The 23,952-nt window shown below is 68.7% G+C and carries 23 protein-coding genes; 18 read left to right on the top strand and 5 right to left on the bottom strand.

Annotation, left to right across the window (positions count from 1 at the left end; all coding sequences use genetic code 11):
* Positions 1–23: 23 nt before the first annotated feature.
* Positions 24–218 carry a hypothetical protein gene (locus P2PM1_RS12705; RefSeq protein ID WP_186399274.1) on the bottom strand — a complete coding sequence of 65 codons (195 nt, stop codon included), beginning with the start codon at positions 216–218 and terminating at the stop codon, positions 24–26.
* A 74-nt stretch (positions 219–292) separates the two neighbouring features.
* Between P2PM1_RS12705 and nth the strand changes: the two genes are divergently transcribed.
* The 4 genes from nth to P2PM1_RS12685 are packed head-to-tail and all read left to right on the top strand — an operon-like array spanning position 293 to position 6,495.
* A complete protein-coding gene (gene nth / locus P2PM1_RS25740) occupies positions 293–991 on the top strand; it encodes an endonuclease III (RefSeq protein ID WP_186399273.1) in 699 nt (232 codons plus the stop codon).
* On the top strand, positions 988–1,773 hold the full coding sequence (locus P2PM1_RS12695; RefSeq protein ID WP_186399272.1) for an ImuA family protein: 786 nt from the start codon (positions 988–990) through the stop codon (positions 1,771–1,773). Before nth ends, P2PM1_RS12695 begins: the two co-directional genes overlap by 4 nt.
* Positions 1,679–3,253 carry a DNA polymerase Y family protein gene (locus P2PM1_RS12690; protein ID WP_186399271.1) on the top strand — a complete coding sequence of 525 codons (1,575 nt, stop codon included), beginning with the start codon at positions 1,679–1,681 and terminating at the stop codon, positions 3,251–3,253. The genes P2PM1_RS12695 and P2PM1_RS12690 overlap by 95 nt, the downstream gene beginning before the upstream one ends.
* Entirely contained in the window at positions 3,250–6,495 is a 3,246-nt protein-coding gene (locus P2PM1_RS12685; RefSeq protein ID WP_186399270.1) for an error-prone DNA polymerase, read from the top strand. Before P2PM1_RS12690 ends, P2PM1_RS12685 begins: the two co-directional genes overlap by 4 nt.
* A gap of 26 nt (positions 6,496–6,521) precedes the next feature.
* Here the strand turns inward: P2PM1_RS12685 and P2PM1_RS12680 are convergent, their stop codons facing one another.
* Positions 6,522–7,178 (bottom strand): dihydrofolate reductase family protein, encoded by a 657-nt coding sequence (locus P2PM1_RS12680; protein WP_186399269.1) that lies wholly within the window; start codon positions 7,176–7,178, stop codon positions 6,522–6,524.
* Between the two features lie 87 nt (positions 7,179–7,265).
* On the opposite strand from P2PM1_RS12680, the gene P2PM1_RS12675 reads away from it, so the two are divergent.
* The 9 genes from P2PM1_RS12675 (at position 7,266) to P2PM1_RS12635 (ending at position 14,876) form a co-directional block, all read left to right on the top strand.
* Complete coding sequence (locus tag P2PM1_RS12675; protein ID WP_186395403.1) at positions 7,266–7,787, top strand: helix-turn-helix domain-containing protein; 522 nt, start codon at positions 7,266–7,268, stop codon at positions 7,785–7,787.
* Positions 7,788–8,155: 368 nt separating this feature from the next.
* Positions 8,156–9,406 carry an alanine racemase gene (locus tag P2PM1_RS12670; protein WP_186399268.1) on the top strand — a complete coding sequence of 417 codons (1,251 nt, stop codon included), beginning with the start codon at positions 8,156–8,158 and terminating at the stop codon, positions 9,404–9,406.
* 15 nt (positions 9,407–9,421) lie between these two features.
* Complete coding sequence (locus P2PM1_RS12665) at positions 9,422–10,090, top strand: amino acid ABC transporter permease (RefSeq protein WP_186388609.1); 669 nt, start codon at positions 9,422–9,424, stop codon at positions 10,088–10,090.
* A gap of 11 nt (positions 10,091–10,101) precedes the next feature.
* The gene (locus P2PM1_RS12660; RefSeq protein ID WP_186388610.1) at positions 10,102–10,752 is read left to right on the top strand and encodes an amino acid ABC transporter permease; all 651 of its coding nucleotides are present in this window, start codon (positions 10,102–10,104) and stop codon (positions 10,750–10,752) included.
* Positions 10,739–11,470, top strand: coding sequence for an amino acid ABC transporter ATP-binding protein (locus P2PM1_RS12655; RefSeq protein ID WP_186388611.1), 732 nt, complete (start codon positions 10,739–10,741; stop codon positions 11,468–11,470). Before P2PM1_RS12660 ends, P2PM1_RS12655 begins: the two co-directional genes overlap by 14 nt.
* Positions 11,471–11,504: 34 nt before the next feature.
* Positions 11,505–12,284, top strand: coding sequence for a transporter substrate-binding domain-containing protein (locus P2PM1_RS12650; RefSeq protein ID WP_186388612.1), 780 nt, complete (start codon positions 11,505–11,507; stop codon positions 12,282–12,284).
* Between the two features lie 91 nt (positions 12,285–12,375).
* Entirely contained in the window at positions 12,376–12,720 is a 345-nt protein-coding gene (locus tag P2PM1_RS12645; RefSeq protein WP_186388613.1) for a RidA family protein, read from the top strand.
* 25 nt (positions 12,721–12,745) lie between these two features.
* The gene (locus P2PM1_RS12640; RefSeq protein WP_186388614.1) at positions 12,746–13,768 is read left to right on the top strand and encodes a succinylglutamate desuccinylase/aspartoacylase family protein; all 1,023 of its coding nucleotides are present in this window, start codon (positions 12,746–12,748) and stop codon (positions 13,766–13,768) included.
* 22 nt (positions 13,769–13,790) lie between these two features.
* Positions 13,791–14,876 carry a LacI family DNA-binding transcriptional regulator gene (locus tag P2PM1_RS12635; protein ID WP_186399267.1) on the top strand — a complete coding sequence of 362 codons (1,086 nt, stop codon included), beginning with the start codon at positions 13,791–13,793 and terminating at the stop codon, positions 14,874–14,876.
* Between the two features lie 3 nt (positions 14,877–14,879).
* Here the strand turns inward: P2PM1_RS12635 and P2PM1_RS12630 are convergent, their stop codons facing one another.
* Both P2PM1_RS12630 and P2PM1_RS12625 read right to left on the bottom strand, forming a co-directional pair.
* Complete coding sequence (locus tag P2PM1_RS12630) at positions 14,880–16,193, bottom strand: four-carbon acid sugar kinase family protein (protein ID WP_186399266.1); 1,314 nt, start codon at positions 16,191–16,193, stop codon at positions 14,880–14,882.
* A complete protein-coding gene (locus tag P2PM1_RS12625) occupies positions 16,193–17,449 on the bottom strand; it encodes a ribulose-bisphosphate carboxylase large subunit family protein (RefSeq protein WP_186399265.1) in 1,257 nt (418 codons plus the stop codon). The genes P2PM1_RS12630 and P2PM1_RS12625 overlap by 1 nt, the downstream gene beginning before the upstream one ends.
* A 125-nt stretch (positions 17,450–17,574) precedes the next feature.
* On the opposite strand from P2PM1_RS12625, the gene P2PM1_RS12620 reads away from it, so the two are divergent.
* From P2PM1_RS12620 to P2PM1_RS12605, 4 genes are all read left to right on the top strand, one after another.
* Positions 17,575–18,402: a phosphogluconate dehydrogenase C-terminal domain-containing protein gene (locus P2PM1_RS12620; protein WP_305849909.1), complete on the top strand. Its 828-nt coding sequence runs from the start codon at positions 17,575–17,577 to the stop codon at positions 18,400–18,402.
* Between the two features lie 91 nt (positions 18,403–18,493).
* Positions 18,494–19,228, top strand: coding sequence for a transcriptional regulator NanR (locus P2PM1_RS12615; protein WP_186388619.1), 735 nt, complete (start codon positions 18,494–18,496; stop codon positions 19,226–19,228).
* A gap of 91 nt (positions 19,229–19,319) precedes the next feature.
* Entirely contained in the window at positions 19,320–20,381 is a 1,062-nt protein-coding gene (locus P2PM1_RS12610) for a tartrate dehydrogenase (protein WP_186399263.1), read from the top strand.
* Between the two features lie 77 nt (positions 20,382–20,458).
* Positions 20,459–21,916: an aldehyde dehydrogenase family protein gene (locus P2PM1_RS12605; protein WP_186399262.1), complete on the top strand. Its 1,458-nt coding sequence runs from the start codon at positions 20,459–20,461 to the stop codon at positions 21,914–21,916.
* A gap of 79 nt (positions 21,917–21,995) precedes the next feature.
* Here P2PM1_RS12605 and P2PM1_RS12600 read toward each other — a convergent pair whose 3' ends face one another.
* Positions 21,996–22,766 carry a FadR/GntR family transcriptional regulator gene (locus P2PM1_RS12600; protein WP_186388622.1) on the bottom strand — a complete coding sequence of 257 codons (771 nt, stop codon included), beginning with the start codon at positions 22,764–22,766 and terminating at the stop codon, positions 21,996–21,998.
* A gap of 195 nt (positions 22,767–22,961) precedes the next feature.
* Here P2PM1_RS12600 and P2PM1_RS12595 point away from each other — a divergent pair, with 195 nt between their 5' ends.
* On the top strand, positions 22,962–23,945 hold the full coding sequence (locus P2PM1_RS12595) for a TRAP transporter substrate-binding protein (RefSeq protein WP_186388623.1): 984 nt from the start codon (positions 22,962–22,964) through the stop codon (positions 23,943–23,945).
* The last annotated feature ends 7 nt before the right edge of the window (positions 23,946–23,952 follow it).

The following is a 23,952-nucleotide window of genomic DNA, read 5'->3' as shown; positions in this document are numbered from 1 at the left end:
TCCGGCGGTCGTCCCGCCTCCGGTCAGAAGATCAGCATCAGGATGCCGATCACCACCACCAGGCCGACGAGAAAGATGAAACCGACGGTTCCGCCGATGAACTTGAGCATGTGTTCCTCCATCGTGTCGGAAGGGCAACGCGCCAGCGGCCGGATCGTTGCACGGCGCGTGCAGGAGAGGGCGTCGATGCCGTCGAAGGATTCAGCTTTCTGAATCAAGGCGGTGGCTGAAAGCTGCCGACGGCCCGCAGACTCCTGTTGCGTTTGTTCTCATTTTGTTCTTTCATTCGGGCATGCAATACACGTTGCCGCTCGTTGCCGACACCCGCCTTGCGCGGGTTCACGGACTGCTGCTTGCCCGGTTCGGTCCGGTGCCGGAGTGCTACCGGCTCGACCCGGTGAGCCAGCTCGTCTTCGCGATGCTGAGCGGCCGGACACGGGACGCGGTTGCCATGGAGGTCTTTGCAGCGCTGGTCCGCCGGATGGGTGCATGGGAGCGGCTGGCGAAAACGGCGGCGAGCGAGCTGGAGGGCATGATCGCCGGGGTGACCTTCGCCGAGCGCAAGGCGCGGCAGATCCCGGCCGCCCTGCGCGAGATCGCGGCCCGGCGCGGGCGGCTCGACCTGGAGTTCCTTGCCGGCTGGCCGGTGGAGGAGGGCCGGGTCTGGCTGGAGAGCCTGACCGGGGTCGGCCCCAAGACCAGCATGGCGGTGCTCGGGCTCAGCACGCTGCGCCGCCGGGCGCTGATGGTCGACACGGCCCATAACCGGGTCGCCGGCCGGCTGGGCCTCGTGCCGGTGCGCGCCGACATTGCCCGCGCCACGCGGCTGCTCAATCGGCAGCTACCCGCAGCCTGGACCACCGACGATACGGAAACCCACCATTTTCTGATGCAGGGGCTGGGCCGCAGCCATTGCCGTCACCGCCGGCCGGTCTGCGCGGACTGCCCGTTGTGCCGCCTCTGCCAGGCGGTGCCGGAGGGGCGGGCATGAGGGACGGGAAGACCCTGGCGGCGCTGCGCGCCCGCATGGCCGCGGGCGGGCTGGACGAGGCTCCGGCTTGGCCGCTGGTCGGTTTGGGAGCGGAGGAGGCCGAACTGCCCGGCGGGCTGGCGAGCGGCGCGCTGCACGAACTGCAGCCGGCGTCGCCGGCCGATATCGGCGCGGCGACCGGGTTTGCCCTGGGCCTTGCCGCGCGGCTGCTGGCGTGCCGTCCCGGCCCGCTCCTGTGGGGGGTGCCGGCAGCGCGGGGCTGGCGCGAGGGCCGGCTCTATCCGGTCGGCCTTGCCGCCTTCGGCATCGATCCGGATCGGGTGATCCAGGTCGAGGTGAAGAAGACCGCCGATCTCCTGTGGAGCCTGGAGGAGGCGCTGGACCACCCCTCGCTCGCCGTCGTCGTCGGCCTGCTGCCCGAAGGCGACCGGCTCTACGACTTCACCGCGAGCCGCCGCCTGGCGATGCGCGCCGCCCGCCACGGGGCGACAGCGCTGCTGCTGGGGGCGGCGCCTGTCTTCGACATGGCAACGGCCGCCTCGACCCGCTGGTCGATTGCCGCTGCGGCAAGCCGGCCCGTGCCCCATGCCGGCCAGGCGGTGCCGGGTCTCGGCCCGCCGCGCTGGCAGGCCCGGCTGGTGAAATCGCGCAAGGGTCTTCTGGACGCCTGGGATCTCGAGTGGAACCATGACACGCTGTCTTTCCGTCTGGCTGCCCCGCTGGCCGACCGAGCGCCGCTGCGCCGGACCGGCACTCTCTCGCGGCGGCCGACTGCCGCCTGACGAGGCCGGACCTCTCGTGCTCTCCGTGCTGGAGCGGAACGGGGCAAGAGTCAGCGCGGTCAACGCGCCCGCCGCCGCGCTCGGCCTGACGCCGGGCATGCCGCTGGCCGATGCGCGGGCGATCCATCCCGCCCTCGCTGTCGCGCCTGCCGATCCGGACGGCGATGCGCAAGGCCTGCGCCGGCTCGCCCTGTGGTGCCAGCGCTACAGCCCGCTGACCCGGATCGACGCGCCGGACGGCGTCTCCATCGGCATTGCCGGCTGCGCCCATCTGTTCGGCGGCGAGGAGGCGCTGATGGCGGATCTCGCCGACCGGCTGCACGGTTTCGGCCTCACCGCTCGGCTTGCGCTGGCGCCGACGCTTGGTGCCGCCTGGGCGCTCGCCCGCTATGGCGAGACGGAGATGACGCGAGCCGCACCCGGCGAGACGGGCGAGGTTCTGGCGCCGCTTCCCGTTGCGGCCCTGCGCATCGAGGCAGAGACGGCGCGTGCCCTGGCCCGGCTCGGCCTCGACCGGATCGGCCTTTTAGCCGGCAAACCACGGGCGCCGCTCGCCAGCCGCTTCGGCCCGCTGCTGGTGCTGCGGCTCGATCAGGCCTTGGGGCGCGAGGGCGAGCGCTTCGATCCCGTCGAGGCCGCGCCCGTCCACCGCATCGCCCGCAATTTCGCCGAGCCGGTCGTCACGCTGGAGGCGATCGCCGAGGTGGCGGCGCGGCTTGTCGGCGAGCTTGCCGCGATGCTGCAGGGCCTCGGCAAGGCGGCGCGGCGGCTGGAACTGGCGCTCTATCGCGTCGACGGCTGGCGCGAGGCGCTGGAGCTGCGCATCACCCGGCCGAGCAACGATGCCGCGCATCTGCTGCGCCTGCTCGGCGAGCGGCTCGACCGGCTGCGCGATCATGCCGGCTTCGGCTTCGAGGCGGCGGTGCTCTCCGCCTTCGAGGTGGAGCGCGCCGAGGCGGTGCAGGCGGCGCTGTCGGGGCGCGAGCGTGTCGTCCCCCCGCCGGGCGATCTCGACCGCTTGCTCGACCGGCTGGTCAACCGCTTCGGGCCCGAGCGTGTCTGTCGCTTCGCGCCGCGCGAAAGCCATGTGCCGGAGCGCGCCTGCCATCCGGTCTCGGCGCTTGCTCAGGCGGCGCGCCACGACTGGGCGGCGCATGGCCGGGCCCTGCATGGCGGTGCCGCGCTTGCCCGCCCGCCGCTGCTGTTCGCCCGGCCCGAGCCGGTGGAGGTGCTGGTGGAGATGCCGGACAAGCCGCCGGCGCGCTTCGAGTGGCGGCGCACCGCGCACCGCATCGTGCGGGCGGAAGGGCCGGAGCGGATCGCGCCGGAATGGTGGGCGGGCGGCGAGGCCAACCGCCTGACCCGCGACTATTACCGTGTCGAGGACACGGACGGGCGGCGCTTCTGGCTGTTCCGCGAAGGCCTTTACGACCGGCCCGGCGACACGGTGCGCTGGTTCGTCCATGGGCTGTTCGCATGAGCGCGGCCTTCGCGGAACTGGTGGCGACCAGCAATTTCAGCTTCCTGCGCGGCGCCTCGCATGCGGCGGAACTGGTGGAAACGGCAGCCCGGCTCGGCCTTGCCGCCATCGGCATCGCCGACCGCAACACGCTGGCCGGCGTCGTGCGGGCGCATGTGGCGGCGCGCGAGCATCCCATTCGCCTGATCGTCGGCGCGCGGCTGGTGCTGCGCGACGGGTTCGAACTGGTCGTCCATCCGCAGGACCGCGAGGCCTATGGCCGGCTGAGCCGGCTGCTCACCCTCGGCAACCGGCGGGCGCCGAAAGGGGAATGCCATCTCGACTTTTCCGATCTCGGCGGGCTCGGGGAGGGGCAGCAGCTCATCGTCATCCCGCCGCGCAGCCTTGATGCCGCCTTCGCCGCGCGCCTTGTCGAGTTGGGGCAGGGCTATGCCGGCGCCGTCTCGCTGGCCCTGTCGCCCGCCCATCGCAGCGACGACAGGGCCCGTTTCGACCGCCTGGCGGAGCTTGCCGGGGCCTGCCGCACACCGCTGGTCGCGACCAACGACGTGCTCTACCACGCGCCCGAGCGGCGTCCCTTGCAGGACGTGCTCACCTGCATCCGCACGCATGTGACCATCGACGCCGCCGGCTTTCTGCTGGAGCCGAATGCGGAGCGGCACCTGAAGCCGCCGCGGGAAATGGCGCGGCTGCTGTCCGGCCATGAGCGCGCGCTGGAGCGCAGCCTGGAGATCGCCGAGCGTTGCCGGTTCAGCCTCGACGAGCTGTCGCCGCATTATCCGGACGAGCCGGCCGGCGAGAGCGCGACGCCGCAGCAGGAGCTGGAGCGGCTGACCTGGCTGGGCGCGGAGAACCGCTTCCCGCAAGGCATCCCACCGGATGTGCAGGCGAACATCGCGCGCGAACTGCGGCTGATCGGCGAACTCGGCTTCGCCTCCTATTTCCTCACGGTGCAGGACATCGTCCGCTTCGCCCGCAGCCAGGATCCGCCGATCCTCTGCCAGGGGCGCGGCTCCTCGGCCAATTCCGTCGTCTGCTATTGCCTCGGCATCACTTCGGTCAATCCGACCGAGATCGACCTGTTGTTCGAGCGCTTCGTCTCGGCGGCGCGGGGCGAGCCGCCGGACATCGATGTCGATTTCGAGCATGAGCGGCGCGAGGAGGTGATTCAGTACATCTATCGGCGCTATGGCCGCGAACGCGCCGGCCTTGCCGCCACGGTGATCCGCTACCGCGCCCGCAGCGCCGTCAATGACGTCGGCAAGGCGATGGGCCTGTCGACCGACGTGGTCGGCGCCATGTCCGGCCTGATCTGGGGCTGGTCGGGGAGCGCGCCGGCGGAAGGCGAGATCCGCCAGGCCGGGCTCGATGCGCGCGATCCCCGCCTGACGCAGACGGTCCGCCTGGTTCGCCAGTTGATCGACTTCCCCCGCCACCTGTCGCAGCATGTCGGCGGTTTCGTCATCACCCGCGAGCGCCTCGACGAGGTGGTCCCGATCGCCAATGCGGCGATGGAGGACCGCACCGTGGTGGAATGGGACAAGGACGACCTCGACGCGCTCGGCATCCTCAAGGTCGATGTGCTGGCGCTCGGCATGCTGACCTGCCTGCGCAAGAGCTTCGACCTGCTGCGCGGCCATTACGGCCGCGACATGGGGCTGGCCGGCGTGCCGCGCGACGATCCGGCGACCTATGCGATGATCCAAAAGGCCGATACAGTCGGCGTCTTCCAGATCGAGAGCCGGGCGCAGATGTCGATGCTGCCGCGCCTCAAGCCTGAAAACTTCTACGATCTGGTCATCCAGATCGCCATCGTCCGCCCCGGACCGATCCAGGGCGACATGGTCAATCCCTATCTGCGCCGGCGCAAGGGGCTGGAGCAGGTCGATTATCCCTCGCCCGAGCTTGCGGCGGTGCTGAAGAAGACCCTGGGCGTGCCGCTGTTCCAGGAACAGGCGATGAAGATCGCCATCGTCGGGGCCGGCTTTTCGCCGGACGAGGCGGACCGGCTGCGCCGGGCGATGGCCTCCTTCCGCAACATCGGCACGATCGAGCAGTTCCGCGAGAAGTTCATCGCCGGGATGATCGCGAAGAGGTACCAGCCCGATTTCGCCGACCGCTGCTTCGAGCAGATCAAGGGTTTCAGCGATTACGGGTTTCCCGAAAGCCATTCGGCGAGCTTCGCCCTGCTCGCCTATGCCTCGTCCTGGCTCAAGTGCCATTACCCGGAGGTCTTCGCCTGCGCGCTGCTGAACTCGCAGCCGATGGGTTTTTATTCCTCCGCCTCCATCGTGCGGGACCTGCGTGCCCATGGCGGCCGCGTGCTGCCGGTCGATGTCAACCACAGCGACTGGGACCACACGCTGGAGGAGACGGAGCGATCCGGAGCGCAGACGGCCGAGGGCGGCAATGCCTTCGCCCTGCGGCTCGGCCTGCGTCAGGTCGACGGGTTGGGCGAGGAAGCGGGAGAGGCGCTGGCGGCCGCCCGCGGCATGGGCTTTGCGGATCTCGCCGACCTGCATGGAAGGGCCGGTCTCGACAGCCGGGCGCTGGTGGCGCTGGCCAATGCCGATGCCTTCCGCTCGCTCGGCCTCGACCGGCGCCAGGCCTTGTGGGAGATCAAGGGGCTGGCCGGCCGGCTCGGGCGCGCGGGCCGCCAGGACGACCTGCCGCTGTTCGGCGGGCGGCAGGGACTGGCCTTGCTTGCCGCGCGGGAAGAGCAGGTGGAACTGCCGTCCATGCGCCCCGGCGAGCATGTGGTGGAAGACTACGCTAGCCTGCACCTGTCGTTGAAGGCGCATCCCTTCGCCTTCCTGCGCGCCCGCCTCGATGCCTGCCGCAGCTTGCGCGCGGCCGATCTCGCGTCGCAGGGCAATGGCCGGTTCGTGCGCGTCGCCGGTCTCGTGCTGGTGCGCCAGCGGCCGCAGACCGCCAAGAGTGTCACCTTCCTGACGCTGGAGGACGAGACGGGCATCGCCAATATCGTCATCTGGAGCCGGCTCTTCGAGCGCAGCCGGCGGATCGTCATGGGCGCGCGCGCCATCCTGGTGGACGGTGCCATCCAGAAGGAGGACGGCGTCATCCATCTGGTGGCGCGGCAGCTCACCGACATCACGCCGGAGCTGATGGCCGCGCTGTCGAAGGAGCCGCCGCCGCAGGAGGGGCCGAAGCTTTCGGGGGCGAGCCTGTGGCGGCACCCGCGCGACACGAGGGTGCTGCCGAAGGGGCGGAATTTCCACTGAGGGCAGGTGCGCTGCGGCCCGCCGGCTCAGGCGGCGGAGCGCTGGAGCGTGTAATGCGCGATGCCGTGTTCGCCCGCAGCGACAGTGACGTTGCCGAGCCCGCAGGCAGGAAGATCGAGGCCTTGCATCAGGCTCTCGCCTCGGCCGAACACCGCGGGCACGACCGCAAGATGCATCTCGTCGATGAGGCCGGCCTGAAGATATTGGCGCAAGGTCGAAACGCCGCCGCCGACCCGCACGTCGCGGTCGCCGGCCGCGGCCCTTGCGCGCTCCAGCGCCGCATGAATGCCGTCGGTGACGAAGTGGAACACGGTGCCGCCCGGCATCTCGAAACTGGCGCGCGGGTGGTGCGTCAGCACGAACACCTCGGTGTGAAACGGCGGGGTGTCGCCCCACCAGCCGGTCCAGCTCTCGTCCGGCCAGGGACCGCGCACGGGGCCGAACATGTTCCGTCCCATGATCCAGGCGCCGACCGTCTCGAAGCTGCGGGCGACGAAATCCTCGTTGATGCCGGGGGTGCCGCCGCTCTCGCCCAGCACCCGGCGGCGGAAGCTTGGCGTGTCGAACACCCACTCGCGCAGGGCCTCGGTGCCGACGCCCATCGGCTCCGTCTCGCTCTGGTCGGGGCCGGCGCCAAAGCCGTCGAGCGACAGGCTGAAGCAGTGAACGCGGAGCTTGGGCATGGGTTCCTCCAAACCGATTGCAAACCGAAAGCAGTTGTCTTGTGTCACGACTGCTCCTAGATTGCAACCGGTTTTGACGGAGGCGGCATGCAGGACATCGAGCGCCGGTCGGGATGCCCGATCAATCTGGCGATGGAAGTGCTGGGGGATCGCTGGAGCCTCGTCGTCATCCGCGACATGATGTTCGGCAACCGCCGGCATTTCCGCGAGTTGCTGACCCGTTCGGAGGAAGGCATCGCCTCCAACATCCTGGCGGCCCGGCTGAAGCGTTTGGTCGCGCTCGGCCTCGTCACGAGGCGGGACGATCCGAGCCACAGCCAGAAGGCGATCTACAGCTTGGCCGAACCGGCGATCCAACTGGTGCCGGTGCTGGCGATGCTTGGCGCCTGGGGGCGCCGGCACCTGCCGGTCAGCGAGGACTTGTCGATCCGCGCGCAGCTTCTGGAAGAGGGCGGCGAGCCGATGTGGACCGCCTTCATGGATGACCTGCGCCGCCTGCATCTGGACGACCCCGTCGCCGGCGCCAGCGGAGCCATTGTCTCGCCGGTTCTCGCGGAACTCACCAGGGCCTTTGAGGCCGTGCGGGCGCGGTCGGCACCTGCCGGATAGGAGATCCTCCCTGGGCGCTGTCCTCGGGCGCCTCGCCGGGGCCTCCTGCCCTCTGGCTGCGATTCCCTCAAGATGTCGGCTGTGCCGATAGCGAGGCGCGAGGCCTTGCAGGAAGGCTGTCCTTTCCGCCGTCCTTCTGCTGCGGGCGGAGGGCCGAACATTTAGCCGGATCTCCTGCTCTTGGTGTTCTTGACAACGTTGTCATTCGAATGCTAGTGGCAATGACAACGTTGTCATGCGGTGATTAACGGGCCGATGGAACGGATCGGTTCGGTGCGCCGGTGGGTGGCGAAAGGCCAGCCGACCGGAGGCCCGGCAGCGAAATCCAGGCGGGAGGGCGTGGCGGGAGCCGCGCGAGGGACGGAACGATGCGGGAAGACGGGATCCTCAAGGCAAGTGCTGCACAAGGCGCCGGCGGTCCGGACCTCGGCCTGTCGCCGGAGCGCGGAGAGCTCGCCCTGCCGGTCCTGACCCTGGACGAGGCGGCCTTCGACGCGAATGTCGAGGCGATGTTCGACTATGTCGCCAAGGCCGGCGTCTCCATCGCCCCGCATGCCAAGACGCCGATGTCCCCCGAACTGTCGCAGCGCCTGCTGGATCGCGGTGCCTGGGGCTTGTCCGTCGCCAACCTGCAGCAGGCACGCGTGTTCCTCGAGAGTGGCGCCCGCCGCCTGCTCGTCGCCAACCAGATCGGCGGCCTTCGCTCGGCCGAACGGTTCGCCGCGCTCCTGCAGCGCTTTCCCAACGCGACGCTCGTCTTCTTCGCTGACGCGCCCGAGAGCCTCGAGGTGATCGACCATGTCGGCCGCACCGCCGGACGCACCGTGCCGGTGCTGGTGGAAGTCGGGGCGGGCCGTGCCGGTGCGCGCAGCCTGGAGGCTGCCTGCGCCGTGATCGAGGCCGCGTCCCGCCTGTCCCATGTCGAGCTTGCCGGCGTCGCCGCCTATGAGGGGGCTGCTGCAACCGCCGATCCGCAGGAAACGATGAGGGCGATTTCCGCGCTCGATGCGCTGGTCGGCGAGGTGCATGCGCTGCTGCGCGCTGCAGCGCCGGACCGTCCGCTGATCCTCAGCGCCGGCGGCTCCTCCTTCTTCGATCTCGTCGTCGGCGATCTCAAGCCGCTGGCGCGCCGCGACGGCAACACCGAGCTGGTGCTGCGCAGCGGCGCGATCTTCTTTCACGACCACGGGGTCTATGAGCGGGCGCTCGCCGCGATGGATGCGCGGGCCGGCTTTGCCGCGGTGACGGGCGTCGCTGCGCTCGACGCCTTCCGTCCGGCGCTGACCGTCTGGGCCGAGGTGCTGTCGCGGCCCGAGCCGCGGCTTGCGATCTGCGGCATGGGCATGCGCGACGTCTCCTATGACCAGGATCTGCCGGTACCGCTTGCGGCCTGGCGCGAGGGGGTGCAAACAGCAAGCCGCGATGCCCTCGGGTCGGTGGTGAAGCTCAACGACCAGCACGCCTTCCTGCGGCTGCCGGAGGGCAGCGATCTTGGCGTCGGCGACATCGTCGCCTTCGGCATCTCCCATCCTTGCACCTGCCTGGACCGCTGGCGGGTGATCCTCGGGCGCGGCACCGATGGCCGGATCGCCGCCGCCTATCCCACCCATTTCAGCTAGGACGCCGGAAGGCACATGCTCCAGCTCAATTTCAATCAGCTCTGGCGCTATCAGGACGAGTTCCTGCACGGCATGTCGCTGACCCTGCTGCTCACCCTCGTGGCGACGCTGGCGGGTCTGGCGATCGGTCTTGCCGGCGCCGCTGCCGCCGGCAGCCGCTTCGCCGCGCTGCGGCTGTTCGTGCGCAGCTATGTCGAGGTGATCCGCAACACGCCGGCGCTGATCCAGCTCTTCCTGATCTTCTTCGTGCTGCCCTATGCCGGCTTGCGGCTGCCACCGGTCTATGCCGCCGCCGCCGCGCTCTCCATCTACATGGGCGCTTATGCGTCGGAGATCATTCGCGGCGGTCTCGCCTCGATCCCGCGCAGCCAGATCGAGGCCGGGCAATGCCTCGGGCTGACCCGCTGGCAGGTGTTCCGCCATGTGATCCTGCCGCCGGCCCTGCGCAACATCTATCCCTCGATCACCAGCCAGATCGTGCTTCTGCTGCTCGGAACCTCGCTGGCCTCGCAGGTCTCGGCGCCGGAACTGTTCCATGCCGCCGCCTTTGTCGAGAGCCGCACCTTCCGCAGCTTCGAGGTCTATGCGGTCGTCTGCGCGATCTACTTCACCCTGGTCCTGGCATTCCGGCTGGCTTTCGCGGGCATCGGCCGGATCGCCTTCCGCTGGCCGACCGGTCGATAGGAGGCGGGACGATGCGCGGTTTCACGATTTCCGACGTCCTCACCATGCTGGCCGCCGTGCAGTGGACGGCGACGCTGGTGGTCCTTGCGCTGGCCTTCGGCGCGCCGCTGGCCTTGCTGCTCGCCCGCATGTGCACCGGGCGCAGCCGCCTCGCGCGGCTCCTCGCCACCGGCATCCTGCAACTCGTGCAGGGCGTGCCGGTGCTCGGCCTGCTGATGTTCTTCTATTTCGGCATGCCGGTCTTCCTCGGCATCAAGGTTCCGGCGCTGGTCTCGGTCGGCGCGGCCTTCACCATCTTCACCGCCGCCTTTCTCGGCGAGATCTGGCGCGGCGGCATTCAGGCGGTGCATGTGGCGCAAGGAGAGGCGGCGGCCTGTCTCGGCCTGACCCGCTGGCAGACCTTCCGCCATGTGATCGCGCCGCAGGCGTTCCGCATCGCGCTACCGGCGACGGTCGGCTTCCTGGTCCAGCTCATCAAGAACACGTCGCTCGCCTCGGTGGTCGGCTTCGTCGAGCTGGCCCGTGCCGGGCAGCTCGCCAGCGCGGCGACGTTCCAGCCGCTTCTTTCCTATGCCTGCGTGGCGGCGATCTATTTCGCCCTGTGCTTCCCGCTCACGCTCTGGTCCCGTTCCCTGGAGGACAAGCTCAATGGCGCTCGTTGAGATCCGCAACGTCCACAAGTCCTTCGGCGAGGTGGAGGTCCTGCGCGGCATCGATCTTGCCGTCGAGAAGGGCGAGATCGTCACCATCATCGGCCGCAGCGGCTCCGGCAAGTCGACGCTGCTGCGTTGCATCAACGGCCTGGAGCAGATCAACGGTGGCGAGATCCTCGTCGCCGGCGAGCGCGTCCATTCCCGCTCCACCGACCTGCGCAAGCTGCGCGAGCATGTCGGCATCGTCTTCCAGCAGTTCAACCTGTTTCCGCACATGACGGTGGCGCGCAACATCACCCTGGCACCGGTGCTGACCGGCAGGGTCGCCAAGGGCGATGCGGCGCGCGAGCTGGCGCTCAAGGTCCTCGCCCAGGTCGGGCTGGAGGAGAAGATCGACGCCTATCCCGGCCAGCTTTCCGGCGGCCAGCAGCAGCGCGTGGCGATCGCCCGGTGCCTGGCCATGTCGCCCTACCTGATGCTGTTCGACGAGGTCACCTCGGCGCTCGACCCGGAATTGGTCGGCGAAGTGCTGAAGGTCATGGAGGACCTCGCCACCCAGGGCATGACGATGATCCTCGTCACCCACGAGATGAACTTCGCGCGCAACGTCGCCTCGAAGCTCGTCTTCATGCATGCGGGCATGGTCCATGAAGAAGGCCGGCCCGCCGATCTTTTCGCCAATCCCGCAACGCCGGAGTTGGCGAATTTCATAAGCTCGGTCCGCTGACGGCCGGCTTCTTCCAAAGGAAAGGGGAACCCCCATGAACTTCTTCAGGACGGCTCTCGCGGCAGCAGCCATCGCTGCGGTCTCGCTCACCTCCGGCTCGGCCTTCGCCGACAAGCTGCAGGACATTCTCAATGCCGGCAAGGTGCGCATCGGCGTGCTTGCGGATTCCGCCCCTTGGGGCTTCCGCGACGGCGAGGGCAAGCTCACCGGCTTCGACGTGGAACTCGCCGCCCTCGTTGCCGCCGATCTCGGCGTCAATCTGGAGATCGTCGAGGTGACCGGCGCGGCCCGCCTGCCGAGCCTGCTCTCCGACCAGATCGACGTGCTCGTCGCGGCCGCTGGCGCCACCCCCGAGCGCGCGCAGCAGGTCATGTTCACCTCGCCCTATGTCGCGGTCCAGCTTGGCGTCTACGGCAAGGCCGGCACGCCCGCCTATTCCAGCCCGGAAGAGCTTGCCGGCAAGTCGATTGCCGTTGCCCGCGGCACCACGCTCGACGTCTGGCTGACTGACAACGCGACGGGCGCCAATCTCGTGCGTTTCGAGGATGCGGCCAGCGCGCTCGCCGCCTTCTTCGCCGGCCAGACCGAATACTTCGCCGAGAACAGCGCCATCGCGCTCAACGCCTCCGGCTCTGCCGACGTGGAGCTGAAGTTCCTGATCCGCCAGTCGCCGGCCCACGCCGCCGTTCGCCACGGCGAGCACAACCTGCTGCAGTGGCTGAACACGGACCTGTTCTTCAACCGCATGAACGGCAAGCTCGAGGCTCTGCAGGTCAAGTGGTTCAAGGAAGCGACGCCGCTTCCCAACATGTGAGTTCCTCCCGGACGGGCGGGATCGCGTCCTCTGTGGCGTGGTCTCGTCCGTCCGGGCGTTCCAGTATTTCGACAGTCACGGAGTAAAGTCGATGATCACGCGTTTCCAGGTCGGCCCGCGCATGTCCCAGGCCGTCGTCTCGGGCGGCCATGTCCACATTGCCGGTCAGGTGGCCGACAACCGCAAGGGCAGCCTTCAGGAGCAGACCCGCGAGGTCCTGGCCAAGATCGATGCGCTTTTGGCTGAGGCCGGCAGCGACCGCTCGCGCCTCGTCGCCGTGACCGTCCTGCTGCCGCATATCATCGACTTCGACGCGATGAACGCCGTCTACGACGCCTGGATCGATCCGGCCAACCCGCCGGCGCGGGCCTGCTACGAGGCGCGCCTCGCCGATCCGGACCTGCGCGTCGAGATGACCGCGATCGCCGCCCTCTGATCCTTCCCTCCCAGGCCGGGCGACCATGCACACTGGCGTTTTCCACGATCTCGACCTGACGGCACAGGGCCGGCGGCTTGCCCGCCTGTCCGTGCCGTTCTCGATCGACCGCTCCCCCTACTTCCAGGCGAAGATCCCTGTCGTTCGCCTGCGCAACGGCGAGGGGCCGCGCATCCTGCTGATGGCCGGCAACCACGGCGACGAATACGAGGGCGAGATCCTGCTGGCGCGGCTGGCGCGCGAACTGACGCCCGAGCGGATGCGCGGCGAGGTCACCATCATCCCCTTCGCCAATGCGCCTGCTGTCATGGCGGCGCGGCGGCGCTCGCCGCTCGACGAGGGCAATCTCAACCGCGCCTTCCCCGGCGATCCGCTCGGCACACCGACGGCCCGCATCGCGCATTTTCTCGAGCACGAACTGTTCCCCGTCCATGACGTGGTCTTCGATCTGCACTCAGGCGGCACCTCGATGGAGCACCTGCATTGCGCGCTGATCGAGCGCCAGGGCCCGCCGGAGCGCTTCGCCGCCGCCCTGCGGCTGATGCGGGCGACCGGGCTCCCCTACGGCTTCGTCGCGGAGAACGGTGCGGCGGCACCGACTTCCATGGCGGCCGCCGCGCGGGCCGGGGCCATCGGCCTCAGCGGCGAGTTCGGCGGCGGCGGCACGGTGACGGCCGAGTCCATGCAGGCGACGGCCTGCGCCATCGACAACGTCTTGATCGAGCTGGGCGTCATCGATGCTCCCCTGCTGTCCCGTAAGCCCTTGTCGCGCAAGGAAATGACCGTGCTGGCCCTTGAAAGCCACGCACAGGCGATCTATGCGGTTCGGCGGGGCTGGTTCGAGCCGGCGGTGGCGCTGGGCGACAGGGTCGAGGCCGGCGATCTCGCCGGCTGGTATCACGATTTCGAACGGCTCGACCTGCCGGAGGAGGAGCTGCGCTTCGCTCGGGCGGGCATCGTGCTGTCGCGGCGGTTGCATTGCGACAGCCAGGCCGGCGATTGTCTCATGCAGGCGGCGCGTCCCCTGCGGGAGGACGAAATGGCCTGACGGCGCGGGAGAACGGGGCAGCATGGCGAAAGCGACCGATCTGACGGCACATACCCATGATGCCGTGCTGCGCCTTGCACCCGACAGGCCGGAGGGAGCTGCCGCCCGCCCGGCCCGCCCGCCGCGCATCGAGGATGTCGCCCGGCAGGCCGGCGTCTCGCCGATCACCGTGTCCCGCGCCCTGCGCACGCCCGATATGGTCTCGCCGAAGACCCGCGACCGCATCCTGCAGGTGGTGGAGGCGACCGGCTACTGGTCCAATCCGCATGCCTCGGCCCTGCGCTCGGGCCGCTCCAGCATCGTCGCGGCCTTCGTGTCCAACCTGCTCAGCCAGCAATACAGCCAGGCAGTGCGCGCCTGCGCCCGGGTGGTGGAGCAGCACGGCTACCAGTTGATGGTCGGCCAGACCTCCTATTCCTATTCGCGCGAACTGAGCGCCATCCAGTCGCTGCGCTCGCTGCGGCCTGCCGCGGTCTTCTTCACCGGTGTTATCGAGCTGGAGGAAAACCGCGGCCTGCTGCGCGAACTCGACATTCCGATCGTCGAGAGCTGGGCCTACCCGCCCGATCCGCTCGACATGCTGGTCGGTTTCTCCAACACCGATGCCGGCCGGCTGGCGGCAAGCCACCTGGTCGAACGCGGCTATCGGCGGCTTGCCTTCATGGGCCGCAGCGGCGGCCGCGGCGCCCTGCGCCTTTCCGGCTTTGCCGAGCGGGCGGCGGAGCTGGGGGCGGAGATCGTCGAGACGATCCGGGTGGAACAGGTCGACAGTGTCATTGACGGGCGCCAGGCCTACCGCAGCCTGGTGGAGGGCGGGCGTAGCTTCGATGCGATCTTCTGCGCCAACGACCTGCTCGGCCTCGGCACGCTGTTGGAGGCGCGCCAGCAGGGACGGCGCATCCCCGACGATCTCGCTCTGCTGACCTTCGGCGACAACGACCTGGCCGGTGAGCTGTCGCCGCGCCTGTCGACCATCTCCTTCGACAGCCATGCCATGGGCACCCATGCGGGCGAGATGATCGTCGACCGGCTGGACCCGCGCAGCGAGGGGAGGCTGCCGTCCAGCCTGTGCCTCGATCTGGAGCTGATCCCCGGCGAAACGACCTGAGGTTCAGCCGATCAGAGTGCCGTCGCGCAGGCGTACGAAATAGTCGTCCTTGCCGATCTGGCCGCCCTTGAGGATCAGCTCGACACCGGGCTCCCCGTCGGTGCCATGGGCGTTGCAGACGGGCGAACCGGGGCTGTCGGGAATCGGATGGCGCAGGGTCAGGGCGTGAATGTCGAGCGCGCCGAGCGCGTGGCTCGACGTGTCGCCGCCGGCCACCGCCACGCGGGCAAGCCCATGACGCACGAGCAGCGCGGCGAGCAGCCGGCCGAGCGCCTCGCCCACCGCATCGTCGCCTCCCTGGTCGTGACCGGCCGCCACCACGCTGGTCTGGCCGAGGGCGGTATAGACGAGCGGACTGCCGCCGGAGGAGAGCACGCCCTCAGCGCGGGCCAGCACCGCCTCGAACGCCGCCTCGCGACCCTCACCGGAGGCGAGCGCCGCATAGTCGATCTCGATGCCGGTAAAACCGGCATCGAGCGCGGTACGGATCTGCCGTTCGGTCGTCGGCGAGCAACTGCCCGAGACGATCGCCATCCGCTCCTGCCGCGTCAGCGGCTCGAACCGCGCAGGACGTACCCCCGCCTCGCTCTGCCGCCATGCCTCGAGCAAGGCATACTCGATGCCCGACGAGCCGAAGACCAGCGGGCCGTTCTGCCGGCCGGCGTCCTCGAGATAGGCGCCGGCGGCCACCTGGGAGGCCTTGTCGAAGACATCAAGGAGGACGATGCGGGCCTCGTCCGGCGGCACCTGTCCCAGCGCCGGATCGGTCGGGCCGACCAGGGTGGAGGGCAGGGAGGTCTGGGCGGCGAGATGCAGCAACAGGTCGGCCTCGCCCATCGGCGTAGCCGGATGGTGCGCCATCACCGGGTGCCGGTCGATGCGGTGCAGCGTGTCGCGCCAGGCGGCGAAGAGATGGCCGGAGAACGTGTAGCGCCGCAATTGCGGCGCGCCGACGACGAGCGCCAGCCGGTGCTGGCCGAAGGCGGCAAGGCCGATCTCCATCGCCCGGCCGATGGAGCCGCGATGAGGGGCGCTGTCGAAGGTCGAGCACACCTTGTAATGGCAAAAGCGCGCGCCGAGCGACTTCAGCCAGGCAAACACCTGCGGCAGTTCCGCGTCCATCCAGTCGGGCGATCGGCTGCGGCTGGTGCCGGCAAGGCCCATGGCGCGGCAGCCGGCAAAGCGCGCCAGCAGGGCTTCGTCCGGCCTGCGGGTGAACAGCACGGTCTCGATGCCGTTGGAGGTCAGCGCCTCCATCACGTCGGTCGAGCCGGTGAAGTCGTCGCCGTAATAGGAGAGCAGCAGGTCGCCGGCCATCAGCGCTTGTCCTTGAACAAGGACAGGGCGGCGGCAAGCTCGGGATGGGTCAGGGCGTGGGTGTCGATGTCGATGCCGGCCATCGCCGCATCCGCCGCCTGGCGCAGGCTCGCCACACCGCCGGCAATGCCATGCGGATGGCCCATGATGCCGCCGCCGGCGCAGTAGAGGAAGTCGGGCGAGCCGACCGCCGCATGGGTGCCGGCGACCTGCGCCGCCGTCTGCCCGGAGGAGAAGACCGGCAGCGCCTCGAACCCCGGCAGCCCGTTCCCGAACAGCGGCGCGCCGACGGCTCTCGCCGAGGCGATCACCGAGGCGTCGCTCTCGGAGAACTTGTTGGCCAGCCCGTTGACATGCAGGTGGTCGGCGCCGGCGATGCGCCAGAACTTCTGCCAGGCCTCGTAGGCAATGCCGATGTCGGGCGAGCGGGAGAACAGGCCCCAGCCGTTGCGGTGGCAGTGCAGCGGCAGGCTGGCATGGCGGCGAATGGCGCCGAGGCCGGCCAGCCCGATCGAGTGCAGGCTGACCATGATGCAGGTACCGCCGCGCGCCAGAACATGGTCGGCGCGCCGTTTCATCTCGTCGATCTCGCCGGTGATGTTGAAGGCGACCATCGCCTTGCGGCCGTTGCGCTGCGCATGGTCCTCGACCACCCGCATCACCGCATCGACGCGCGCTTCGAACGGACAATGCGGGCCGTCGGCCTGCAGTTCGTCGTCCTTGATGAAGTCGATGCCGCCGGCAACCAGTTGCTCGACCATCGCCGCCGTCTCGTCGGGCGCAAGGCCGACGCTCGGCTTGATGATCGTGCCGATCATCGGCCGACCCTCGACACCGGCAAGGCGCCGCGTGCCCTGAACGCCGAAGGCCGGGCCCGGATAGGCGCCGGCAAAGCTCGGCGGGAAGGTGATGTCGAGAAGGCGTAGCGCCGAGACCTCCGCCAGCTCGAACAGGTTGCCCGCGACCGTCGCCAGCACGTTGGTCAGCGAGGGGCCGAAATTCTCCAGCGGCCAGGACAGCACCATCTCGCCGCGCCGGTAGCGGTCCGAGCGGATCCGGCAGGGCAGGGCCGGGGTCGGCGAGCTTCCCGTCTCCACAATGCTCTCGACCCTCGCGCCGGAGCGCTCGCGCAGCTCGTCGGTCTCTCCCGGCAGGCGCAGGAAGGTGCCGCAGGACTGCTCGCCGGCGATCACCGCCGCGGCATCTTCCAGCGGCAGCGGGCTTTCCAGTTCGTAGCGTGCGTAAAGCCGTTCCATCTGCCACGTTCCCTCTCGCATCCCTGCCGCGTGCCGGCATCCGTTGGCAGGTTCGATATCATCTCATCATACCAGTTGACAACATGATGTTTGACGGGTTTCATCGCCGCCAAACAGGAGGTCGACTGATGAAGATTGCTTTGCTTGGCGCCGGCGGAAAGATGGGCGTGCGTCTTGCCACCAACCTCAAGGGCTCGCGCTATGAGGTCGCGCATGTGGAAATCGGCGAGGCGGGGCGCGCCCGCCTGCGCGAGGTCCTCGGCGTCGAATGCGTCGACATGGACGCCGCCCTTGCCGGGGCCGGCGCCGTCATCCTCGCCGTGCCGGACACGGCGATCCAGGCGGTCGCGGCAACCGTCGTGCCCAAGCTCGATCCCGGCACGCTGGTGATGGCGCTCGATGCGGCCGCGCCCTTTGCCGGCCACTTCCCGGAGCGCGCGGACGTCACCTATTTCGTCTCGCATCCCTGCCATCCGCCGATCTTCAACGACGAGACCGAGATGGCGGCCAAGCGCGACTATTTCGGCGGCGTTGCCGCCAAGCAGGCCATCGTCAGCGCCCTGATGCAGGGACCGGAGGAGCACTACGCGGTCGGCGAGGAGATCGCCCGCACCATCTACGGCCCGATCCTGCGCTCGCACCGGGTCACGGTGGAGCAGATGGCGCTGCTCGAACCGGGCCTGTCGGAGACGGTCTGCGCCACCCTGCTCGTCGTCATGAAGGAAGCGATGGACGAGGTCGTTGCGCGCGGCGTCGATCCGGTCGCGGCCCGCGACTTCCTGCTGGGCCATCTCAACATCCTCGGTGCCGTCGTCATGGGCGAGGTGCAGGGCGCGTTCTCCGATGCCTGCAACAAGGCCATCGCCAACGGCAAGCCGCGGCTGATGCGCGACGACTGGCGCGGCGTCTTCGAGCCGCAGGAGATCGCGGCGAGCATCCGCGCCATCACCTGACGGCGTTCGGGACGACGTTTGCGGCTGCCATATAGGCAGCCGCACTCCAGCATTGCTATAGGAGGTGGATGGCCTGGGCGAGGGAGCTGGAATGCGCAAGCGCGGCACGAAAACGGACGAGGGCGACAAGATCGTCAGGCGGAAGCTGTCGGACCAGGTGCTGGAACGGCTGCTGGAGATGATCACCCGCCGCGAGGTGCTGCCCGGCGAGCTGATGCCGTCCGAACGCGATCTGATGGAGCGCTTCGGCGTCGGCCGGCCGGCGGTGCGCGAGGCACTGCAATCGCTCGACACGATGGGCCTGATCAGCATCTCCCACGGCGAGCGGGCCCGGGTCAGCGCGCTCACCGCCGACACGGTGATCCGGCAGATCGACGGGGTGGCCCGCCTGATGCTGTCGGCCTCGCCGGACAATCTGGAGCACCTGAAGCAGGCGCGCCGCTTTTTCGAAATGGGCATGGTGCGGCTCGCCGCCGCCAATGCCACCGCCACCGACATCGCCGAACTGCGCCGGCTCGTCGACCGCCAGCGCGAGGCGCTGGGCGATGCCGAGGCCTTCATCGCCGCCGATATCGCCTTCCACCGCAAGATCGCCTCGCTGTCGGGCAACCCGATCTTCGCCGCCGTCGGCGATGCCATGCTCAGTTGGCTGTTCAACTATCATTCGGAGCTGCTGCTGTGGTCCGGCGGCGAGACCAAGACCCTGGCCGAGCACGCGGTGATTGTCGACCGGCTCGCCACCGGCGACCAGGAGGGCGCCGCCGCCGCCATGGGCATCCATCTCGACCGCAGCGATCTTCTCTATCAGCACCGCGAGGATGCCTGAGACGTTTTGTATAGTTGTAAACTCAATTGACTCATCTGGCGCTTTGCCGCATGGTCGCCGCCGGAATTAAAGACGTGTCGGGAGGTGCTCCATGGGCAGGAATTACGATATCGCGGTGATTGCGGGCGACGGCATCGGCAAGGAGGTCGTGCCCGAGGGCCAGCGGGTGGTGGAGGCGGCCGCGCGGCGCTTCGGGTTCACGGTCGACTGGAAAGACTACGACTGGAACTGCGACTACTATGCCCGCCATGGGCGGATGATGCCGGAAGACGGCGTCGACCAGGTGCGCGGCGCCGATGCGATCTTCCTCGGAGCGGTCGGCTGGCCCACCGTGCCGGACCACATCTCCACCTGGGACCTGATCCTGCGCCTGCGCCGCGAGCTCAACCTCTATGTCGCGCTGCGGCCGGCCCGCCTGCTCAAGGGCATCACCTCGCCGCTCGCCGGCCGCGATGCCAAGGATATCGACTTCGTCATCGTCCGCGAGAATTCGGAAGGCGAGTATTCCTCCGCCGGCGGTATTCTCTATCAGGGCACGCCGGAAGAGCTGGTGATTCAGGAATCGGTGTTCTCCCGCCGCGCCACCGACCGGATCCTGCGCTATGCGTTCGAACTGGCGCGCACCCGCCGCAACAAGGTCTCGCTGGCCACCAAGTCGAACGGCATCAAGATCGCCATGCCCTATTGGGACGAGCGCTTCGCGGCCGTCGCGGCCGAGTATCCCGACGTCGCGGCGAACAAGTTCCACATCGACATCCTGACCGCGCATTTCGTCAACCATCCGGACTGGTTCGACGTGGTCGTCGGCTCCAACCTGTTTGGCGACATCCTCTCCGATCTCGGTCCCGCGGTCGCCGGCAGCATCGGCATCGCGCCGTCCGGCAATATCGACCCGACCCGCGCCAATCCCTCGATGTTCGAGCCGGTGCACGGGTCTGCCCCCGACATTGCCGGCCAGGGCATTGCCAATCCCATCGGCCAGATCTGGGCCGGCGCCATGATGCTGGAGCATCTCGGCGAGCTGGAGGCTGCACGCGCCATCGAGACCGCGATCGAGGCGGTGCTGTCGCAGGGCGGCCCGCGCACCCGCGATCTCGGCGGCAGCGCCGGCACGATCGAGGCCGGCAAGGCCATCGCCGAGGCGCTCGCCTGACCCTTAGGCAGAACCAGCCGGTGCGTGTCGTCGGCTGGTCCTTTCCCCGGTTTCAGCCACTTTCAGGAGCAAGTACGATGCTCGACAGGACATCCATCACGGCTTTCGGCCACATCATCGACGGCAAGGTCGTCGACCGCGCGGACAAGGGCGGCATCGACGTCGTCGACCCGGCCGACGGCCGGGTCTTCGCCCGCCTGCCGCGCGGCGGCGCGGCCGAGGTTGACCGGGCCGTGGAAGCGGCGCGCGCTGCTTTCGAGGGCGAATGGGGCGCCAAGAGCGCTCTGGAGCGCGGCCGCATCCTGATGCGCTTTTCCGCGCTGATTCTCGATCATGCCGAGGAGCTCGCCGAGCTGGAATGCCTCGACACCGGCAAGCCGCTGACCCAGGCGCGCAACGATATCGCCGCGACCGCCCGCTATTTCGAATATTACGGCTCGGCCGCCGACAAGCACCATGGTGAGACGATCCCCTATTCCAAGGGCATGACCGTTCTGGCGCTGCGGGTGCCCCATGGCGTCACCGGCCACATCATTCCGTGGAACTATCCCTCGCAGATCTTCGGCCGCTCGGTCGGCGGCGCCCTGGCGGCCGGCAATGCCTGCGTCGTCAAGCCGGCAGAGGATGCCTGCCTGACGCCGCTGCGGCTTGGCGAACTGGCGCTTCAGGCGGGCCTTCCGGCCGGGGCGCTCAACATCGTCTGTGGCCTCGGCATGGAGGCGGGTGCAGCACTCGCCGGTCATCCGGGGATCAACCACATCTCCTTCACCGGTTCGCCCCAGACGGGCACCGCCGTTGCGAAGGCGGCGGCGGAAAACCACGTGCCCGTCACGCTGGAACTTGGCGGAAAGTCGCCGCAGATCCTCTTTGCCGATGCGGATCTCGACGCGGCGCTGCCGGTCGTCGTCAACGCCATCGTGCAGAATGCCGGCCAGACTTGCGCGGCCGGCAGCCGCGTGCTCATCGAGCGCTCGATCTATCCGGAGGTGATGGCGCGGCTCGCCGAGCGCTTTGCCGCGCTGAAGGTCGGTCCCGGCATCGACGATCCAGACTGCGGTCCCATCGTCAGCGCCCGCCAGTTGCGCCGGGTCACCGAACTGGTCGAGGCGGCGCTCGCCGACGGCGCACAGGTCGTTGCCAAGGGGCAGGTGAAACCCGACGCGCCCGAAAGCGGCTACTACTTCCCGCCGATGCTGCTGGACGGTGCGGCGCCCGACAGCCGCCTCGCCTGCGACGAGATCTTCGGTCCCGTGCTGGCGGCCTTTCCCTTCGATGACGAGGCCGAGGCGATCCGCCTCGCCAACGGCACGCCCTACGGGCTCACCGCCTCGGTCTGGACCCAGGATGGCGGCCGGCAGATGCGCTGCGCCCATGCCATCGAGGCGGGCCAGGTCTTCGTCAACAATTACGGCGCCGGCGGCGGCATCGAACTGCCCTTCGGCGGCATGAAGCGCTCCGGCTACGGCCGCGAGAAGGCCTTCGAGGGCATGATCAGCTTCACCACGATCAAGACCGTGGTGTTGAAGCACGGCTGAGTTGCGGATATCGCGACAAGATCGGACAGGCGGGGCCTTCGGGTTCCGCCCGTTTCGTGTGGCCGGGAGCGATGAGGGGTCAGAAGCCGGGGCGGCTGTTCATCATTCGCGTGCGGGCGTGTTCGATATGATTGCGCATCGCGCGCTTGGCCTTGGTCGCCGCGCCCGCCTCGATATGGCGGAAGATGTCCTCGTGCTCCGCCTGCACCGCCTCGGCGCGCACCAGCGGCTGGAACTTCACCAGGAAGCGCATCAGGGTCACCGAGCGGGTGACGTCATATTCTAGCGATTTCAGCGTCTTGACGATGCGCGGATTGCAGGTGGCGATGGCCACCGCCTCGTGGAACGCATAGTCGTGATAATGCATGATCGCGTTGGTGTGCATTGCCTCGGAGAAGCGATCGAGCGCCTCGCGCAGCCGCTCGATATCCGCCGGCCCGCGCCGCTTGGCGGCGAGATAGGCCGCCTGCGGCTCGACGATCAGGCGCAGTTCGATGCCGTTCAGCATGTCGCCGATACGCTCCAGCGCGTCGCGGTCGTCGTCGCCGGTGGCGCGCTCGGGGCTGGCGCCGAGGGCGTTCTGCACATAGTTGCCCGAGCCGCGCACCGAGGAGATCAGCCCGTCCTCGCGCAGCTTGTCCAGCGCCTCGCGCAGGACGGGGCGCGACACGTCGAACTCTCCGGCAAGCACGTTCTCCGGCGGCAGCTTGGTGCCTGCCGCGATCATGCCGGTGACGATGGCATGGAACAGGTTCTCATAGACCCGGTCGGCCAGCCGATCGGCCTTGCTCTGCTGGAGGTCGGCGAAGGTGAACTCCCCCGACCGCGATGTCGGTGCGGCCTTGTCCATGTCTCGACTTATTGGTCAATCCTGCCGTTCGGTCAATATCGCCGGGCGCCGACGCTCTATTGCGGCAATTGCCAGGCTCCAGCTTGCGGGTGATCATCATACCAGTTAGAGTTAAGTTGTAAAACGTGTTGACTGGATGATCGATCGCCGCCAAACTTCGCGATCGGTGCAGGAGACACCAGGGAGGATATCGCTATGTTTCGTTTCCGCAGCTTGACTGTCGTGTCCACGCTCGCCCTTTCGATGGCGATGGGGGGTGCCGCCACGGCGCAGACCGTTCTGAACTTCGCGCATTCCACGGCGCAGAATTCCCACTACAGCATGGGCGTCCAGGCGTTCGGCAAGAAGCTGTCCGAGCTCAGCGGCGGCAAGTACGAGATCCGCGAGCAGGCCGCCGGCGCGCTCGGCGGCGAGCGTGACGTGATCGAGGGCCTGCAGATCGGCTCGGTCGAACTGACCATTTCCTCGACCGGCCCGCTGGGCAATTTCGTGCCGGAAGCGCTGGTGCTCGACCTGCCCTTCCTCTTCAAGGACTATGCCTCGGCACGCGGCGTGCTCGACGGCGAGATCGGTCAGGAACTGCTCGACAAGGTCAGCGAGAACAACCTCGTCGCCCTTGCCTGGTCGGAGAACGGCTTCCGCCACGTGACCAACTCCAGCCGCCCGATCAACACGCCGGCCGACCTGCAGGGCCTGAAGATCCGCACCATGGAGAACCCGGTGCATATGGAAGCCTTCCGGGCAGCCGGCGCCTCGCCGACGCCGATGGCCTTCCCGGAGGTCTTCGCCGCCCTGCAGCAGAACGTCATCGACGGCCAGGAGAACCCGATCCCGGTGATCACCGCCTCGAAGTTCTGGGAGGTGCAGAGCAACCTGACCCTGACCGGCCACGTCTATTCGCCGGCCATCATCCTCGCCTCGCCGAGCCTGTGGGACGGATTGTCCGACGAGGAAAAGGGCTGGTTCGAGGAGGCCGCCAAGGTGGCCGTCGAGGCGACCCGCGCCAAGGTCGAGGCCGACGAGGCCAACGGCGTCGCCCTGCTGCGCCAGAACGGCATGAACGTGGTGGAGACGGTCGATCAGGCTGCCTTCCAGCAGGCCGTCGCCCCAGCCTATGACAGCTTCAAGGCGAAGTATGGCGACGAGATGCTGAAGCGCATCCAGGCCGCCCAGCAGTAAGGCCCTC

It is taken from the genome of Stappia sp. P2PMeth1 (assembly GCF_900185735.1).
Lineage (GTDB): Bacteria > Pseudomonadota > Alphaproteobacteria > Rhizobiales > Stappiaceae > Stappia.
This window is presented reverse-complemented; position numbering and strand designations above follow the sequence as displayed.